General features: G+C 43.6%; 14 protein-coding genes. 10 read left to right on the forward strand and 4 right to left on the reverse strand.

The window, feature by feature from the left end; all coding sequences use genetic code 11:
- The first annotated feature begins 6 nt into the window (after window positions 1-6).
- Window positions 7-735 carry a hypothetical protein gene (locus O3Q51_15695; protein MCZ4410258.1) on the forward strand — a complete coding sequence of 243 codons (729 nt, stop codon included), beginning with the start codon at window positions 7-9 and terminating at the stop codon, window positions 733-735.
- Window positions 736-784: 49 nt separating this feature from the next.
- Window positions 785-1,399 (forward strand): deoxynucleoside kinase, encoded by a 615-nt coding sequence (locus O3Q51_15700; GenBank protein ID MCZ4410259.1) that lies wholly within the window; start codon window positions 785-787, stop codon window positions 1,397-1,399.
- A gap of 73 nt (window positions 1,400-1,472) precedes the next feature.
- Here O3Q51_15700 and O3Q51_15705 read toward each other — a convergent pair whose 3' ends face one another.
- Window positions 1,473-4,253 carry a sodium-translocating pyrophosphatase gene (locus tag O3Q51_15705; GenBank protein ID MCZ4410260.1) on the reverse strand — a complete coding sequence of 927 codons (2,781 nt, stop codon included), beginning with the start codon at window positions 4,251-4,253 and terminating at the stop codon, window positions 1,473-1,475.
- A 95-nt stretch (window positions 4,254-4,348) separates the two neighbouring features.
- Entirely contained in the window at window positions 4,349-5,332 is a 984-nt protein-coding gene (locus O3Q51_15710) for a pyruvate dehydrogenase complex E1 component subunit beta (protein MCZ4410261.1), read from the reverse strand.
- A gap of 241 nt (window positions 5,333-5,573) precedes the next feature.
- Between O3Q51_15710 and O3Q51_15715 the strand changes: the two genes are divergently transcribed.
- The 3 genes from O3Q51_15715 to O3Q51_15725 all read left to right on the forward strand — a co-directional run bounded on the left by O3Q51_15715 (window position 5,574) and on the right by O3Q51_15725 (window position 8,015).
- Window positions 5,574-6,314, forward strand: coding sequence for an electron transfer flavoprotein subunit beta/FixA family protein (locus O3Q51_15715; protein MCZ4410262.1), 741 nt, complete (start codon window positions 5,574-5,576; stop codon window positions 6,312-6,314).
- A 22-nt stretch (window positions 6,315-6,336) separates the two neighbouring features.
- Window positions 6,337-7,305 carry an electron transfer flavoprotein subunit alpha/FixB family protein gene (locus tag O3Q51_15720; protein MCZ4410263.1) on the forward strand — a complete coding sequence of 323 codons (969 nt, stop codon included), beginning with the start codon at window positions 6,337-6,339 and terminating at the stop codon, window positions 7,303-7,305.
- Between the two features lie 110 nt (window positions 7,306-7,415).
- Window positions 7,416-8,015 (forward strand): bifunctional nuclease family protein, encoded by a 600-nt coding sequence (locus O3Q51_15725; protein MCZ4410264.1) that lies wholly within the window; start codon window positions 7,416-7,418, stop codon window positions 8,013-8,015.
- A gap of 63 nt (window positions 8,016-8,078) precedes the next feature.
- Here the strand turns inward: O3Q51_15725 and O3Q51_15730 are convergent, their stop codons facing one another.
- Complete coding sequence (locus O3Q51_15730) at window positions 8,079-9,497, reverse strand: Na+ dependent nucleoside transporter (protein MCZ4410265.1); 1,419 nt, start codon at window positions 9,495-9,497, stop codon at window positions 8,079-8,081.
- Window positions 9,498-9,811: 314 nt separating this feature from the next.
- Here O3Q51_15730 and O3Q51_15735 point away from each other — a divergent pair, with 314 nt between their 5' ends.
- The 5 genes from O3Q51_15735 to O3Q51_15755 all read left to right on the forward strand — a co-directional run bounded on the left by O3Q51_15735 (window position 9,812) and on the right by O3Q51_15755 (window position 16,143).
- On the forward strand, window positions 9,812-10,606 hold the full coding sequence (locus tag O3Q51_15735) for a thymidylate synthase (protein MCZ4410266.1): 795 nt from the start codon (window positions 9,812-9,814) through the stop codon (window positions 10,604-10,606).
- Window positions 10,603-11,109: a dihydrofolate reductase gene (locus tag O3Q51_15740; GenBank protein ID MCZ4410267.1), complete on the forward strand. Its 507-nt coding sequence runs from the start codon at window positions 10,603-10,605 to the stop codon at window positions 11,107-11,109. The genes O3Q51_15735 and O3Q51_15740 overlap by 4 nt, the downstream gene beginning before the upstream one ends.
- 101 nt (window positions 11,110-11,210) lie before the next feature.
- The gene (locus O3Q51_15745) at window positions 11,211-11,783 is read left to right on the forward strand and encodes a hypothetical protein (protein ID MCZ4410268.1); all 573 of its coding nucleotides are present in this window, start codon (window positions 11,211-11,213) and stop codon (window positions 11,781-11,783) included.
- A gap of 52 nt (window positions 11,784-11,835) precedes the next feature.
- A complete protein-coding gene (locus O3Q51_15750) occupies window positions 11,836-14,337 on the forward strand; it encodes a PIG-L family deacetylase (GenBank protein ID MCZ4410269.1) in 2,502 nt (833 codons plus the stop codon).
- 99 nt (window positions 14,338-14,436) lie between these two features.
- On the forward strand, window positions 14,437-16,143 hold the full coding sequence (locus O3Q51_15755; protein MCZ4410270.1) for a sodium:solute symporter: 1,707 nt from the start codon (window positions 14,437-14,439) through the stop codon (window positions 16,141-16,143).
- 32 nt (window positions 16,144-16,175) lie between these two features.
- On the opposite strand, the gene O3Q51_15760 is transcribed toward O3Q51_15755, so the two are convergent.
- Complete coding sequence (locus O3Q51_15760) at window positions 16,176-16,595, reverse strand: hypothetical protein (protein MCZ4410271.1); 420 nt, start codon at window positions 16,593-16,595, stop codon at window positions 16,176-16,178.
- Window positions 16,596-16,610 lie beyond the last annotated feature (15 nt).

Consider the following 16,610-nt stretch of genomic DNA (forward strand, 5'->3'; position numbering starts at 1 on the left):
CAATTCATGGAGCTATATACCATTCAGGGAAAATTCGATTTTATTGAATACGACAACCTTTTGAATGTCTATGGAGTGCGAAATACCGAGATCTTTAAATACAAGTCTGATGGAGCCTTTGCTTTTCGCTTTAGCGACGAACAGATGGGAGAAGTCGGCGCGCTGGACATCACGTACCCTCTGCGGCCCTTGGTGATGTATCCCGACCTGAATTACGTTGTTTTGCTCGACAATACTTTGAGCAACAACAGAGGTAGAATCAACCTATTGAATAAAAACATAAGCATGGGCACCCTCGGGTGTTCATCTGTTCAAAACCATTTTTGGTTTTATGACGCCATGAATTTTTCACTCATTCGGATGAATGAAAACCTATCGCAGGCGGCTACGACGGGAAATTTATCACAGATATTGAGAATAGACTTGAATCCAAACTACATGGTAGAGTTTGCCAATCGCGTTTACCTTAACAATCCCGAATCGGGAATTCTCGTCTTCGATATTTTCGGAACTTACATCAAAACCATTTCCATTAAAGGATTGGAAAGGTTTCAAGTATTTGAAACTACGGTGGTCTATTTTGCAGACAACAAACTGCACCAGTACAACACCATCGACTTTAAAGAAACGGAAATTGAACTCCCTGAAAAATGCGCTCAGGCCTTGATTTTCAAGAACCGAGTGGCAGGACTTTGCAGCGATAACATTAAAGTTTGGGAGCTAATCAACCCTTGAGCCTCGCTACACCGTCAATATTTGTATTTTTGCCCGTTATTCAGAAATTATGCACGTAGCAGTAGCCGGAAATATAGGTTCAGGCAAGACCACTCTTACAGGATTGTTGGCCAAGCATTACAAATGGGAAACCCATTTTGAGGATGTGGATGAAAATCCATACCTCTTGGATTTCTACAAAGACATGCAACGCTGGTCTTTCAATCTTCAGATTTACTTCTTGAACAGTCGATTCAATCAAATCGCGGAAATACGCGAGAAGAACATCAAAGTCATTCAAGACCGAACGATTTACGAGGATGCGTACATCTTTGCGCCCAACCTCCATTCGATGGGATTGATGACCACTCGGGATTTTGAGAATTACTTCTCTCTTTTTAATTCGATGGAGAACTACATTCAAGCTCCTGACCTATTGATTTACCTCCGTGCTACGGTGCCTGCCTTGGTCAATAATATCCAAAAAAGAGGAAGAGAGTACGAAGAGGCGATTCGCTTGGATTACCTCAAAAGACTGAATGAGCGATACGAAGCTTGGATTTCGACTTATGATAAGGGTAAGCTATTGATCATCGATGTGGACGACAACGCCTTCCATGAAAATGCCGAGGACTTAGGTGAGATTATTACCGCGATTGATGGTGAGATCAATGGGCTCTTCTAGCTTCAACTAAAACATTATTGCAAAAAAAAAGGCGCCTCGATTGAAGCGCCTTTTAAAATGTCTTTTAATTCGGTTAAAGTTTCACCGAAAAAGAAACGGGAACCTCATCATAAATCAATTCATCACCAAGGTCAGAGAAGAAAGAGCCCGAACCATATCGCACGTCGTGCTGTGCGCGATCAAATACGAATCCACCATCCAAGACGTATGTTCCATCCTCTTCTCTAAATTTGTATTCGCCGATTACATCACTTGACTTTCCTTTCATCGATAGGCTACCCTCAAATTTGTAAACGCCCGATTCATCCACCATTTTGGAGCTTCCGATTTTCAACGAAGCCTTCGGGAAGTTTTTTACATCGAAAAAGTCCTCTCCATGAAGGTGACCCGTCAAATCAGCATTTGATTCCGGATCCTTGATGTCGGTTACCTTGATGGTCGTCATATCAATCTCAAAGTTTCCCGAAAGGATTATTCCATTCTCAAAAGTCGCTCTTCCTTGGCTCGCGATTGTTCCCGAATGTTGGCTTCCTGTTATTTCTTTTCCTACCCAGCGGAATTGAGAATTATCCGGAGAAATTTCATACTCTCCAGTCAATCCGGTGCTTTCTTTAGAATCCATAGATCCCATGGTAGTTTCTTCCACGGCATTGTCAGATCCTGAGTGATCATTGTGTTCCCCATGAACACCACCCAATATCGGAGCGATCACCAATCCTACCAGGCAGGTAAGTTTGATCAGAATATTCATAGACGGACCTGAAGTATCTTTAAATGGATCTCCTACAGTATCGCCTGTCACAGCAGCCTTGTGGGCTTCAGAACCTTTATAAGTCATTTCACCGTCTATCATTACTCCTGCTTCAAAAGACTTCTTGGCATTGTCCCATGCACCACCAGCATTGTTCTGGAAGATGGCCCACATTACACCTGAAACCGTTACACCAGCCATATATCCACCCAGTACCTCAGCGGCTAGCAAGTTACTTCCTGTAAAGAGTTTCGTACCGAATGCAATAAGGATTGGTGTTACAATGGTCAATAGACCCGGCAACATCATTTCCTTCAAAGAGGCCTCAGTCGAAATCTCAACACATTTGTCGTACTCCGGCTCTGCTTTCCCTTCCATGATACCGGGAATGTCTTTGAACTGACGTCTTACTTCTTTCACCATGGCCATAGCTGCCTTTCCAACTGCGCTCATCGCCAATGCTGAGAATACTACCGGAATCATCGCTCCAACGAATAGAGCTGCCAATACCGGTGCTTTAAAGATGTTGATTCCATCGATCCCCGTAAACGTCACATAAGCTGCGAAAAGTGCCAATGCAGTCAAGGCTGCAGAAGCGATGGCAAAACCTTTACCGGTAGCGGCAGTCGTATTACCAACAGTATCCAAAATATCCGTACGTGTTCTTACCTCACTAGGCAATTCGCTCATTTCAGCGATACCACCTGCGTTATCGGCAATAGGTCCGAATGCATCTATAGCTAATTGCATGGCTGTTGTGGCCATCATGGCCGAGGCGGCAATTGCTACTCCGTAAAAACCGGCGAATGCGTAAGCCGCCCAAATAGCAGCAGCGAATAGCAATACGGGGAAGAAGGTAGACATCATCCCTTGAGATAAACCTGCGATGATATTGGTAGCAGCTCCTGTAGATGAGTTTTGTACAATCGTATTCACCGGTTTTTTACCGATGGCCGTGTAGTATTCTGTCAAGTAGCTGATAAGGCCTCCTACGATTAGTCCTACGATCACAGCATAAAAGACACCCATGGACGAAACCGCTATAGAGCCCTCGCCAAAGAATGTCATGTTTAAGGTTTCGGGAAGCATCCATTGGATAACGAAGTAAGTTGAAATACCCGTTAGGATAATCGAACCCCAGTTCCCAATATTAAATGCTCTTTGTACTTCTTTTTCTTTTGCTGATTCATCTTTGATCTTCACAACCATTGTTCCGATGATGGAAAAGATGATTCCAAGGCCGGCAATCAAAATAGGAAGCATAATTGGTCCTATTCCACCAAATGCGTCATCCATTCCAACTCCATTTGTATGGTCGTTGATCACGTAGTTTCCAAGAACCATCGCAGCAAGCATAGTAGCTACGTAAGATCCGAAAAGGTCGGCCCCCATGCCTGCTACGTCACCCACGTTGTCTCCTACGTTATCGGCAATAGTGGCCGGGTTACGCGGATCATCTTCAGGGATACCTGCTTCTACTTTTCCTACAAGGTCAGCTCCTACATCAGCCGCTTTGGTGTAGATACCACCACCTACACGAGCGAAGAGTGCAATAGATTCAGCTCCAAGAGAGAAACCTGCGAGCGACTCAAGTATGATTGTCATACTCATATAGTCGTAGCTCTCGCTCATAAAAGACAAGGTGAGCAATGCGAAGATTGTACTCAAACCGAATACGGCTAGTCCCGCTACTCCGAGTCCCATAACGGTACCGGCAGAGAAAGAAACTTTGAGAGCCGTTTTCAAACTCGTTCTCGCAGCTTGAGTGGTTCTAACGTTGGCATCAGTAGCTATACGCATACCGATGTTTCCGGCGATAGCCGAAAAAACAGCACCAATGACAAAAGCCACAACAATAAACCAATGGGTAGTTTCTACCACCATGGATACTACCCCTAATAGAATTCCTGCGATTACGACAAAAATGGCGAGCATGCGGTACTCTGCTTTCAAAAAGGCGAGTGCACCTTCTTTGATGTAGCCCGCGAGCTTTTTCATCTTTTCATCACCTGCGTCCTGATTTTTGACCCACTTGGCTTTGATAGCCATTACAATAAGACCAACTACTGCAAGTAGTGGAGCTGCAAACAAAATATTATTCATCTGTAAGAAATTTATTTTCCAAATTCGGGGGGCAAAAATAGACTTTTTCAGCTATTAGCCACAATCGAATTGAAACAGAGCGGAAAACGTAAGAATTATTTAACGGCGTAAGTCACCTCTTTTACAGCCTTTACCGTTCTTTCAACGTTTGGTAAAGACTCATTAATAAGTGGAACGGCAAACGCAAAAGGTGTATCAGCAAGTGTAACTCGTCGCACAGGTGCATCTAAATAATCGAATGCATGCAATTGGACTCTGTGAGATATTTCGGAAGAAATGGAAGCAACGGGGTTGCTCTCTTCTACAATAACCAATCGGTTTGTCTTCTTAACACTGTTAATGATGGTAGCCGTATCCATTGGTCTGATAGTTCTGAGGTCAATTACCTCGGCACTAATACCCTCTTTAGCCAATTGCTCTGCTGCCTCAAGTGCTACTTTCATGATTTTACCGAAAGAGACGATGGTCACATCTGTTCCCTCTCTCTTCACATCAGCAAGACCCAAAGGAATGATATATTCACCTTCAGGAGCTTGACCTTTGTCGCCATACATCTTTTCAGATTCCATGAAAATGACCGGATCGTCATCGCGGATAGCCGCTTTAAGCAAACCTTTCGCATCATATGGATTAGAGGGGGTCACTACTTTCAATCCGGGAACAGACGCGTACATGCTCTCAAAACTCTGAGAGTGTGTAGCTGCCAATTGTCCGGCAGGACCATTAGGACCTCTGAAAACACAAGGTGAACCAAATTGACCTCCGCTCATCTGAAGCATCTTAGCAGAACAGTTTATCATCTGGTCTGCAGCCAAAATGGCGAAGTTCCAAGTCATGAATTCCACGATAGGTCGAAGACCGTTCATTGCAGCTCCAACAGCAATACCCGTAAAACCAAGTTCGGCAATAGGAGTATCGATGACCCTTCTAGGGCCAAACTCATCCAACATACCCTTACTTGCCTTGTATGCACCGTTGTATTCTGCTACTTCTTCGCCCAATAGAAATACGCGCTCATCACGACGCATCTCTTCGCTCATGGCTTCACAAATTGCTTCTCTGAATTGAATCTCTCTCATTGCTGTAAAATTCGAGCGCCAAATTTAGTAATAAATGGTGCTTCGTTCACAAAAAACTACTCCACAGATCATGACGCCATCTTGAAGTTGTGTCACGGCAGATCGATCTACACATGAATTTCAACCTTTTCTTGGCAAATATGTTATGCATGCATACCTTTGTTAAGCAATATTGAGCACGCTTTCTAAAAGGAATCTGCTACTTTTGCGCACCATTTATTGAAAAATAAAAACTACAATTATGAAAATACTTGTCGGAATCAGCAAAGCTCCTGATACCACCACAAAGATTTCGTTTACAGACAATAACACGAAATTCAATGAAGACAAAGTACAGTTCATCGTAAATCCTTACGACGAGTGGTACGCTTTGGTACGAGGACTTGAGCTAAAGGAGAAGAACGGAGGAACTGTAACTACGATTACAGTCGGAGGGGCAGATCACGACCCGATTATCAGAAAAGCTTTGGCTATTGGAGCAGACGATGCCGTACGTATTAACGCAGAGGCAACGGATGGTTATTATGTTGCAAAACAAATAGCTGACTACGCCAAAGACAAGAGCTACGATTTAATCCTTTTGGGAAAAGAAACCATCAATTACAACGGCTCACAAGTTGGCGGAATGCTGGCGGAAATGCTTGATATGCCGTTTGTATCCATCGCTTCTAAATTGGAAGTAGAAGGCACAAAGGCAACTTTGGAAAGAGACGCGCAAGGTGGTATTGAAGTATTGGAAGGCGAACTACCAATGGTGATCAGCTGTGCCAAAGGAATGGCTGAGCAAAGAATTCCAAACATGAGAGGAATTATGGCCGCCAGAACAAAGCCTTTGAATGTAGTTGAGCCATCAGAATCACCTGTTTTAACGGAAGTTATCGAGTTTAGCCTCCCGTCTGAGAAAGGTGATGTAAAGCTGATCGATCCCGAAAATATGGACGAGTTGGTAAGACTCCTTCACAACGAAGCCAAAGTAATTTAAGAACCAAAACAACACAGATAAGATGTCAGTACTTGTTTTTGCAGATGCACGAGGTGGCGAAATTGCTAAGGCCGCCCATGAAGCAATATTTTACGGTAAGCAGATTGCCGATAAAACCTCATCAACGGTAACAGTTTTAACATACGGTGATGTGAGCAATGAAAACTTGGAAAAATTGGGGAACTACGGAGCCTCAAAAGTTCTGGTAAACAGAAGTATAACAGAGGAAAACGATCAAACACTTTCTGCTTTGGTTGCCGAGGCCGTAAATGCGGAAGGCGCCAGAGTGATAGTTTTCTCCTTTGATCCGATTGGTAAAGTTCTTGCGCCTCGCCTTTCGGCGAAAATCGAAGCAGGCCTAGTAGCAGGGGTTACTAGTATTCCCGAAATTGAAGGAAACGCAATGACTGTTTCTAAAAACGTATTCTCAGGAAAGGCTTTCGCCAAATACCGAATCAATACAGAGGTGAAAATATTGAGCCTTCTACCAAATAGTTTTCAAGTTTCCACAACTGATGCTACGGCAAGTGTTGAGGAATTTGCACCTTCCGTTTCAGATGGTAGACTTAAAGTAAAAGAACTACGCGCAGTTGGTGGAGAAGGCATTCCGTTACCTGAAGCTGAATTGGTTGTTTCAGCCGGACGAGGATTAAAAGGTCCTGAGAATTGGGGAATTGTTCAGGAATTGGCAGATGAACTTGGTGCAGCTACTGCTTGCTCAAGACCAGTGTCAGATATGGATTGGCGACCACACCACGAACACGTGGGACAAACGGGGATCGCTATCCGACCGAACCTTTACATCGCTGCGGGTATCTCAGGAGCAATTCAGCACCTGGCAGGCGTAAACGGAAGCAAAACTATTGTAGTTATCAACACTGATCCCGAAGCACCTTTCTTTAAGGCAGCCGACTATGGAGTAGTGGGAGATGCTTTTGAAGTACTGCCAAGATTGACCGAGGCAGTGAAGAATTTCAAAGCTGCCAACTAGCAGACTAGTATATTTTTGTATTTTTAGTGAAACGAAACGGCCGCAAGGCCGTTTTGATTTCTCCTCAAGGGCATTACTTTTGCGCAAAGTTCAATCGGTGGTACTACCAAATGGATAAAATCGAGCTATCAGTTGTAGGATTATCATATAGCCAGACCCAAACGGGGGCTTACGCGCTGATTCTAAAAGAGAAGTCAGGGAACAGAAGGTTGCCGATCATTATCGGCGGTGCTGAAGCACAGGCTATAGCTATTCCGCTTGAGCAAATGACGCCAAGTCGGCCGCTAACCCATGATCTATTTAAAAGCTTTCTAGATAGTTTTGACATTGCAGTTAAAGAGGTGATCGTTCACAATTTGGTAGAAGGCATCTTCTTCGCAAAGATAGTTTGTGAAAAAGATGGTAAAGAGGTAGAACTTGATGCGCGCTCGAGCGACGCTGTGGCGCTGGCATTGCGATGCGAAGTCCCGATTTTTACACATGATTTTATTCTCAGTTCTGCGGGTATTATTATAGATGAAGACGACGACGAAAGCACGGAGTCTGATTCTCCTGAAGAAATAAGGGTCGACACTCCCGAAAAAGAGGAACCCAAGGAAACAGGTAGTATAGCTGAACTTGAAAAGAAGTTGAAAAAAGCCCTCGAAAAAGAAGATTACGAAAAAGCTTCAAAAATTCGAGACGAAATCAATCGTAGATCGAAAGAGTAGGTTGTGATATCGCGACAATTCTTGGAGATGTTATTTTCTTCCAGTTCTTATAAAACGCTTCGATTATCCCAGAATCATTCCTGCTATAGTAGCAGAAAGTAAAGACGCGAGCGTTCCGCCCAGTAATGCCCGCATACCATATTTTGACAACAAAGCACGCTTACCTGGAGCTAGCGATCCAATTCCACCGACCTGGATACCTATGCTCGCGAAATTGGCAAAACCACAGAGCATATAGGTACTCATAAAGACAGACTTTTGAAATGCAAAACCACCGGCTTCAGGACTCAGCGCCTTGTATTTAGCCAAGCTGGTATAGCCTACAAATTCTGATGCAATGATCTTTTCACCTAAGAGCTGACCAGCCAAGGTGATATCACTTGAAGCTACACCAATTACCCACATCAGCGGGGCGAATGTGTACCCCAAAATAAACTCCAAAGAGAGGCCTTCATATTTCCCTCCTGTAGCTTCGGCAATAACAGCATTTAGGCCCGTTAGGTCACCGGCCCAATCAAATATACTGTTGAACATTGCAATGAATGCGAAAAAAACGAGTAGCATGGCACCTACATTCAAAGCCAGATTGAGACCCTCTGTAGTACCGCGCGACATGGCGTCTAGGAAATTGCTTCCGATCTTTTCTTGCGACACATTAATTTCATGATCAATATTCTCAGTTTGAGGAATCAAAATCTTGGAAATAACTACTGCTCCCGGGGCTGCCATGACAGATGCAGCTAGCAAATGCTTAGCAAACTCACGTCGCATCACTTCATCCTCTCCTCCCAAAAACCCAATGTAGGCCGCTAAAACCCCGCCTGCAACCGTGGCCATCCCACCAATCATTACCAGTAAGATTTCAGAACGAGTCATTTTCTCCAAATAAGCCTTTACCAAAAGCGGAGATTCAGTTTGACCCAGAAAAATATTACCTGCTACCGAGAGGCTCTCTGCGCCGGAAAGACGCATAGTCTTGGTCATGAACCAAGCCAAGCCATAAACCACTTTTTGAATGATACCGAGGTAAAACAAAACGCTCGTTAGCGCCGAAAAAAACATGATTGTCGGCAGTATCTGAAATGCGAAAATGTAGCCATAAGACTCTACGTTCATCAAATCGCCCATAAGGAAAGTCGATCCTGCTTTGGTAAAATCGAGCACCTTTACAAACAGCCCCCCTACAAATTCAAAAAACATCTGAACTACCGGTACCTGAAGCACTCCAATAGCCAAGAGAAGTTGTATGGCAAGACCAATTCCGACAACACGCCAAGAAATTGCTTTTCGATTGGTGCTAAACAACCAGGCAATAGCCACAAGCACTACCATTCCAAGCATGCCTCGCAACAACGAACCTGCATTGAATCCTTGCAATGGCTCAGTCGTTTGTGAAGTATCTAATATCTGTGCAGATGTGCTCTCCGGCAATAAAACACCTAAGAAAGAGATCACTAAAATTGCAAACCAACGTGTATTCATGAATGGCATCCTTGTAGGCAAACCCTCCCTTTATGAAGTTAGTCTCAAGACCAACAACAGCAGAAACAGGAACTTGCAGCTTATTTGTAAATCCCTCCGTTAAAGAAATCAATATGAAGGCGGCTAAAGGTAAAAAAACCTGACTTCGCTATTTCCGGATGAAGCTTTCGCAAATATATTTTTCTTTTTGATGCTGTCAGAAGTATGCGAAAACCGAATAAAGTAAACGTTGAAAACATTGGAAAAGTAGCTTGTACGATTTACTGTCATTTGGCTAAAGGCTTAGTAACTTTGACATTCAGAATTATCTCAACATGCAAGCATACCACGATCTACTATCACACATTATGGAAACAGGTGTGGACAAGCCCGACAGAACCGGGACAGGAATCCGAAGTGTATTCGGATACCAGATGCGCTTCGATCTTTCAGAGGGCTTTCCATTGGTTACCACCAAAAAAGTTCACCTGCGCAGCATCATCCACGAGTTACTATGGTTTCTTCAAGGCGACACCAACATAGCTTATCTGAAAGAGAATGGTGTGCGCATCTGGGATGAATGGGCCGATGAAAACGGAAATTTGGGTCCGGTATATGGCTACCAATGGAGAAGTTGGCCTTCGCCAAATGGCGGAAAAATTGACCAGATCTCTCACCTCATTGAAAATATCAAGAAGAATCCATACAGCCGTCGACACATTGTCAGTGCTTGGAATCCAGCATTTGTCGATGACATGGCACTGCCACCTTGTCACACACTATTTCAATTCTATGTGGCAGACGGAAAATTAAGTTGTCAACTCTACCAACGGAGCGCTGATACGTTTTTGGGAGTACCATTCAACATCGCCTCCTATGCGCTGCTCACATTGATGATCGCTCAAGTTTGTGATTTGGAACCAGGTGACTTTGTACACACTTTTGGTGATGCTCATATTTATTCCAATCATTTCGAGCAAGTGGGTGAACAGTTGAGCAGACTACCAAGAGCGCTTCCCACCATGAAACTCAATCCCGAAATCAAAGATATCTTTGGTTTTAAGTTCGAGGATTTCAGTTTGGAAAACTATGATCCACACCCTCACATTAAAGCTCCTGTAGCAGTATGATCGTATATTCCATTGCGGCCATTGCCGAAAATAGAGCTATTGGAAAAGACAATGATTTGATCTGGAATCTTCCAGATGACATGAAGTTCTTTAAGGATTCTACACTCAACCAAGTAGTCATCACCGGAAGGAAGAATTTTGAAAGTATTCCTCACAAATACAGGCCCTTACCAAATCGCATCAACATCGTCCTTACTCGAAGCGAAGACTATGATGCAAGTGGAGCCTTGGTTTATAATTCGATTGAAGACGCGCTGAATTTCTGCAAAAGCGAAGGCCACAAGTCAGTATTTGTTATCGGAGGTGGTCAGATTTACAAATTGGCCCTCGAGAAGAATTTAGTGGATGTGATGTATCTCACAAGGGTTCATGAATCTTTTGAAGCCGATTCATTCTATCCTGAATTTGATGAGGCGATTTGGAAGAAAGAAATCATGGAAGAGCACCCTAAGGACGATCGGCACAACTACTCATACACTATTGAAAAGTGGACTAAAAAATAAGTCCGGACCTTTTATCGTTTCTAATTGACCGATTAACAACTTTTGGCACCTTTTATGATATAGGAGTCGTTGTTTATCTGTGAATTAACTTCCTTTAAATCGTGAAAAAAGAATTTGGCCATATCACCTTGCTCCTTTTGATGAGCATGCTCTTGATCTCGGGAGGGTACCTCACCTATAGCCAGGTGCAAAATGACAAGGACCAAAATCTGATCGGAGATCGTACTTTATATGAAGTTGATGAGATTTCAGAGAGTTCACTCGATACACTCCGATTTTTAACAGACCCCTCATACGAATACTGCGAATTCTCCTGCGAAGAGAACGAGAACTATTCTTGCGAAAAACTATCAAAAACAATCCTTACTGTTAAACAGGAAGGGTATTCAAAAAGAAATCTCACTAAATCTGATGTGAGCAAACTACCTGCCAACGCATCTATCAATCTGATGTTCGAAACCTATTCGGTAAGCCGAAAAACGGATTCTTGCTCGACCACTTATTACGTCACAGTAGAATCTTTCGACACCTACTTGGAAAACATTCAAAGAGAAATCGATTCTGACCTTACTACCTTTAATACGCTTAGTTCAGAAGAAATTTACGAGGCCATGCGAACAGGCGAAAGCCTCGAATGGGTGAAGAAGTTTTGTACTGACCCTCGACCTTACTAAACCAACACTCGCAGTTCCGGTTATATTTGCCTCCAAAGGCAAAAAATAATTCATGAGACTACTCCTATCCGGACTGTTTGCACTCTTCTTTCTAGGCGCTGAGGCCCAATTTCCCGAAAGAGAATCTTCTTCAGAACTTTATCACGAACTCCTCAAGGCATCAAATACGGCCTCCATTTTATACATGGCAGCCCACCCCGACGACGAGAATACCAGACTCATCTCTTATTTTGAGAACAACCTGCATGCAAGAACAGCTTATCTCTCCTTGACGAGAGGTGATGGTGGTCAAAACCTTATCGGAACGGAAATAGGTTCGGCGATAGGAATTTTGAGAACCCAAGAGCTTTTGGCCGCAAGAGATATTGATGGAGGGGAGCAGTTTTTTACAAGAGCAGTTGACTTTGGGTATTCCAAAAGCGCCGATGAGTCTTTCGACAAATGGGGAAGAGAGAACGTTTTGAGAGATGCGGTATGGGTGATTCGAAATTTTAGGCCAGATGTTATCGTCACTCGATTCCCTCCAACCAATTACGCTGGCCACGGCCACCACGAAGCCAGTGCCATTGTGGCTGAAGAAGCCTTTGATTTGGCTGCTGACCCCAACGCTTTTCCCGAGCAACTTGAATATGTGGACATTTGGCAAACAAAGCGGTTGTACTTCAATACGAGTACTTGGTGGATAAAAGACTTGGAAGAACAAGCACAAAATTCCGATGACTTTATTACAGTGAATGTAGGTCAGTACAACACCCTTCTCGGAGAATCATACGCACAAATAGCTGCAAGAGCTCGAAGCGAACATAAGAGCCAAGGCTTCGGATCTGACTACCCGATGGGAAACCAGACCGAATTCATGCAATATGTGAAAGGTGAGAAAGTGGTAAAAGGGAAAGTGCTTTTGTCAAACATACCGACAAGCTGGGACAAAACCGAAGTACCACAAGTTGGTAAAGTTATTAATAAGGTGATTGCAGAGTATGACTTTGCCAATCCGGAAGCAAGTATTCCGGCAATCATTAAGGCGTTGGCCATATTAAATGAGGCTGAATCCACTCCTCTGGTCAATCGAAAAATAACTGAGCTCGAAAGACTTATTGTAAAGCTAGCCGGATTGGAAATGGAGGCTACCACAAATGATTTTTTGGTTGTTCCCGGAGCTACAATTTCATGCGAGGTGAAGATCAACATTAAGGGAAGTACGAAAACTGAGATTAACGAAGTAGCAGGCTTAGGGTTTATTGACACACCAAATCAGCCTCTAAAAACAAACGACTTCTACTACGCTGAAGCAAATTTATCGATTGACGAGAGTGCCGAATACAGCAATCCTTATTGGCTGAATGCTCCCTTTGAAAGTCTCTATCAAGTAGATGGCTATGAGGATTTGGGCAAACCCGAAAACGATCCGAGTTTGGTCCTTACGGTCAGTCTAAAAATCGAAGATTATGCCTTCTCCATTCCCTTAGAGGTCGTTCAAAAAGAAGTAGATCCTGCGCGGGCAGTTCTTTACAGCCCAGTCTATATCGTTCCTGAAATCACTGCAGGTTTTGACGAAAAAACCATTGTGGCTGCAGGAAAGGCGGTAAAAGAAATTACCATTAAAGCTCAGTCTCACGCGGGTGCAATCTCTGGAATCTTGAGGCCAACACCACCCGAAGGATGGACCTGCGAGCCAAAGGAAGTCCAATTGAATTTCACTTCTGCGGGAGAAACGAAGCTTTTAACATTTGCCATAAAACCCGAGTCAAATCCGAATGAAGGATTGATCGGGCTCGAATTTCAGAAAGAAGGAGGGAAAGCAGAAAAACTTCAAAACCTGAGGGTCATTGAATACGACCACATTCCCACTCAAATCGAACTTTCGCCTTCTAACGTGAAGATTGTACCCGTAGACCTGAATCTAGGAGGAGTAGCAAAGATCGGATACATCGAAGGGCCTGGTGATGAGGTAGCCAAATACCTTCGTGCGGTTGGATACGATGTTGAGATCATAGGAGAGGATGATTTAGTAAGTGGAAGCTTTGATCGATTCGATGCAATCGTAACGGGCATTAGAGCATACAATACCCGCGAGGACCTTGCTTTCGCAAAAGAAGCACTGAACGAATATGTCAAGAGCGGCGGTACGTGGTTGGTTCAGTACAATACGAGCCGCAGGTTGAAAGACGATCAAATCGGCCCATATACCTTTCAGCTTTCAAGAGAACGAGTCACAGACGAAACCGCCAGTCCTGAATTCTTGGCACCGAATCATCCCGTATTGAACGCGCCCAATGAAATCTCGATGACTGATTTTGAAGGATGGGTTCAAGAGCGCGGCTTATATTTTGCCAATGAATGGGATGAGAATTTCGTTCCAATTTTGGGATGGTCCGATCCCGAAGAACCATCACGAAATGGAGGCCTCATCGTAGCACCTTATGGTGAAGGATATTTTGTCTACTCGGGAATTTCGTTTTTCAGAGAGCTCCCGGCGGGAGTATCGGGTGCCTATCGATTATTATCAAATATTCTGGCTTTGTCAAAATCGCAGCATGGAGGAAACGAATAAACCCGTTGACAACACTAACTGGAGAAAAGTTTACCTGCTGGTAATCGGCTTCTTTGCGCTCTTCTGCCTCTTCATGTACCTGTTCACGCACTTTTCTGCATGACGATACTCGACTATTTCGTACTCGGTGGAACTCTGCTATTTATCGTAGCATACGGCACCTACAAGACCAGAAAAAGTAAGAACATTGAGGGTTATCTCCTCGGAGATAAAAACATGAAGTGGGCTACCATCGGGCTATCTGTGATGGCGACTCAAGCCAGTGCTATCACATTTCTAAGCACACCTGGCCAAGCTTACGAATCGGGAATGGCATTCGTCCAAAATTACCTGGGACTTCCATTCGCCTTAATCGTTGTATCGGCGGTGTTCATTCCTATCTATTACAAGCTTAAAGTTTACACAGCTTACGAATACCTAGAAAAGCGATTTGACCTCAAGAGCCGAATGCTGGCAGCTTTTCTCTTCTTGGTTCAGCGCGGACTAGCCGCGGGTATTACCATTTACGCTCCAGCCATTGTGCTTTCATCCGTCTTGGGATGGAATCTGAGCGGAACCATTATCGTCGTCGGAGTTTTGGTTATCATCTATACAGTATCAGGAGGAACGAAGGCCGTAAGTTTGACCCAAAAGTGGCAAATGGGAGTTATCCTGTTGGGAATGGCTGTGGCATTTGGAACCATCATCCACAATTTACCCAGCGGAGTTGGATTCCTGGATGGACTCCAACTGGCAGGGAAAATGGGGAAAACCGAGGCCATTGATTTTAGCTTCGACGTCAACAAACGCTACACGTTTTGGTCGGGAATAACGGGTGGATTCTTTTTAGCACTTTCCTATTTTGGAACAGATCAGTCACAGGTGCAACGATACCTCGGCGGGGCCTCCGTAAGGGAAAGTCGAATGGGACTTATGTTCAACGCCATCCTTAAAATACCCATGCAGTTTTTCATTCTGCTAACCGGTGTAATGGTATTTGTGTTCTATCAGTTTCAACCTCATGATATTCTTTTTGATACCACTTCACTCGAACTGGTAGAGGGCACTGAGTACAAAGCTGATCTGGACGAACTACGCACAGTGCATTACGAGATTCACGCTGAAAAGAAGGAAGCAGCGCTTCAATTATTGGAAGAGCAAAGAAACGGAACGAAAGAGAGTACCTTGCTTGCTCAAGAAAATTTGAACCTCCTCAAAACCCAAGCTTTCGAAAAGCGCGATGAAGCTAAAGCACTTGTCGAGCAAGCTTTTCCAAATAATACACAAAAAGACTCCGATTACGTATTCATTAGCTATATCTTGAATTTTATGCCTTCAGGATTGGTGGGCTTATTACTGGCCGTGATCATTTCGGCGGCTATGTCGAGCACCGCGGGCGAGCTCAATGCCCTGGGATCTACGACTTCCGTCGATTTCTACAAAAGAATTATCAAAAAGGATGGAGATGATCGGCACTATCTCATTATGTCAAAAGTCCTTACCGCTTTCTGGGGAGTTTTGGCAGTTGGCTTTGCACTTTACGCCGATCTGTTCGAAAACCTAATCGAAGCAGTAAACATATTGGGAAGCCTTTTCTACGGAACAATATTGGGAATTTTCTTGACGGCTTTTTTCCTTAAAAAGGTGAGAGGAAATGCTATTTTCTTTGCGGCTATCTTGACGCAGGCCTTCATCTTGATCCTCTACCAATTTCAATCTGACAATATCTCTTACCTCTACTTCAATTTCATCGGCTGTAGTATGGTAATGATTCTCGCTTATATCTTTTCAATTTTTGAGAACAACAAAAAAGCCATCAACGAATAGTTGATGGCTTAGAATTTTCAAATCTTTTAGAATTATTCTGATTTGGCTTTTTCAAGCTCTTTGAGCATTGGTAAAAAAGCGTAGACCTTTTCGGGCTTTTCATTTCCATACCGATCATATCGCTGCCAAATTCCATACTTCTGTCCTTCGCGGTATTCACCTTTCGATTCTACCTGTCCGGATTGATAGTAAAATGTAAAAAGTCCGTGTGGCTCCTTCATTTTTTCATCCGTGTACCATCCTTCCATTTTGAGCTCTCCCGACAGAAAATATGCCTTGTAGTGATACATTTCATCGGTTACCCCTACTAATTCACAGTAATAGGTTGCATTCTTTTTTTTGGTTTCTTGCATTCGCTCATCCAAATATATAGCACCTTCATCACCGTGAGTAGCAGCAGTGGTGAATCCAAACTGAAAGAATAACATCGAGATTAATACAAGTCCTCTCATAGCACTGATTATTTA

The organism is Cryomorphaceae bacterium 1068, from assembly GCA_027214385.1.
Classification (GTDB): domain Bacteria; phylum Bacteroidota; class Bacteroidia; order Flavobacteriales_D; family Cryomorphaceae; genus JAKVAV01.

Excerpts from the sequence above, each read along its gene's own strand:
- O3Q51_15695 (MCZ4410258.1), top strand. The coding sequence starts at position 7 with ATGGAGCTATATACCATTCAGGGAAAATTCGATTTTATTGAATACGAC.
- O3Q51_15700 (MCZ4410259.1), top strand. The coding sequence starts at position 785 with ATGCACGTAGCAGTAGCCGGAAATATAGGTTCAGGCAAGACCACTCTT.
- O3Q51_15705 (MCZ4410260.1), bottom strand. The coding sequence starts at position 4,253 with ATGAATAATATTTTGTTTGCAGCTCCACTACTTGCAGTAGTTGGTCTT.
- O3Q51_15710 (MCZ4410261.1), bottom strand. The coding sequence starts at position 5,332 with ATGAGAGAGATTCAATTCAGAGAAGCAATTTGTGAAGCCATGAGCGAA.
- O3Q51_15715 (MCZ4410262.1), top strand. The coding sequence starts at position 5,574 with ATGAAAATACTTGTCGGAATCAGCAAAGCTCCTGATACCACCACAAAG.
- O3Q51_15720 (MCZ4410263.1), top strand. The coding sequence starts at position 6,337 with ATGTCAGTACTTGTTTTTGCAGATGCACGAGGTGGCGAAATTGCTAAG.
- O3Q51_15725 (MCZ4410264.1), top strand. The coding sequence starts at position 7,416 with ATGGATAAAATCGAGCTATCAGTTGTAGGATTATCATATAGCCAGACC.
- O3Q51_15730 (MCZ4410265.1), bottom strand. The coding sequence starts at position 9,497 with ATGAATACACGTTGGTTTGCAATTTTAGTGATCTCTTTCTTAGGTGTT.
- O3Q51_15735 (MCZ4410266.1), top strand. The coding sequence starts at position 9,812 with ATGCAAGCATACCACGATCTACTATCACACATTATGGAAACAGGTGTG.
- O3Q51_15740 (MCZ4410267.1), top strand. The coding sequence starts at position 10,603 with ATGATCGTATATTCCATTGCGGCCATTGCCGAAAATAGAGCTATTGGA.
- O3Q51_15750 (MCZ4410269.1), top strand. The coding sequence starts at position 11,836 with ATGAGACTACTCCTATCCGGACTGTTTGCACTCTTCTTTCTAGGCGCT.
- O3Q51_15755 (MCZ4410270.1), top strand. The coding sequence starts at position 14,437 with ATGACGATACTCGACTATTTCGTACTCGGTGGAACTCTGCTATTTATC.
- O3Q51_15760 (MCZ4410271.1), bottom strand. The coding sequence starts at position 16,595 with ATGAGAGGACTTGTATTAATCTCGATGTTATTCTTTCAGTTTGGATTC.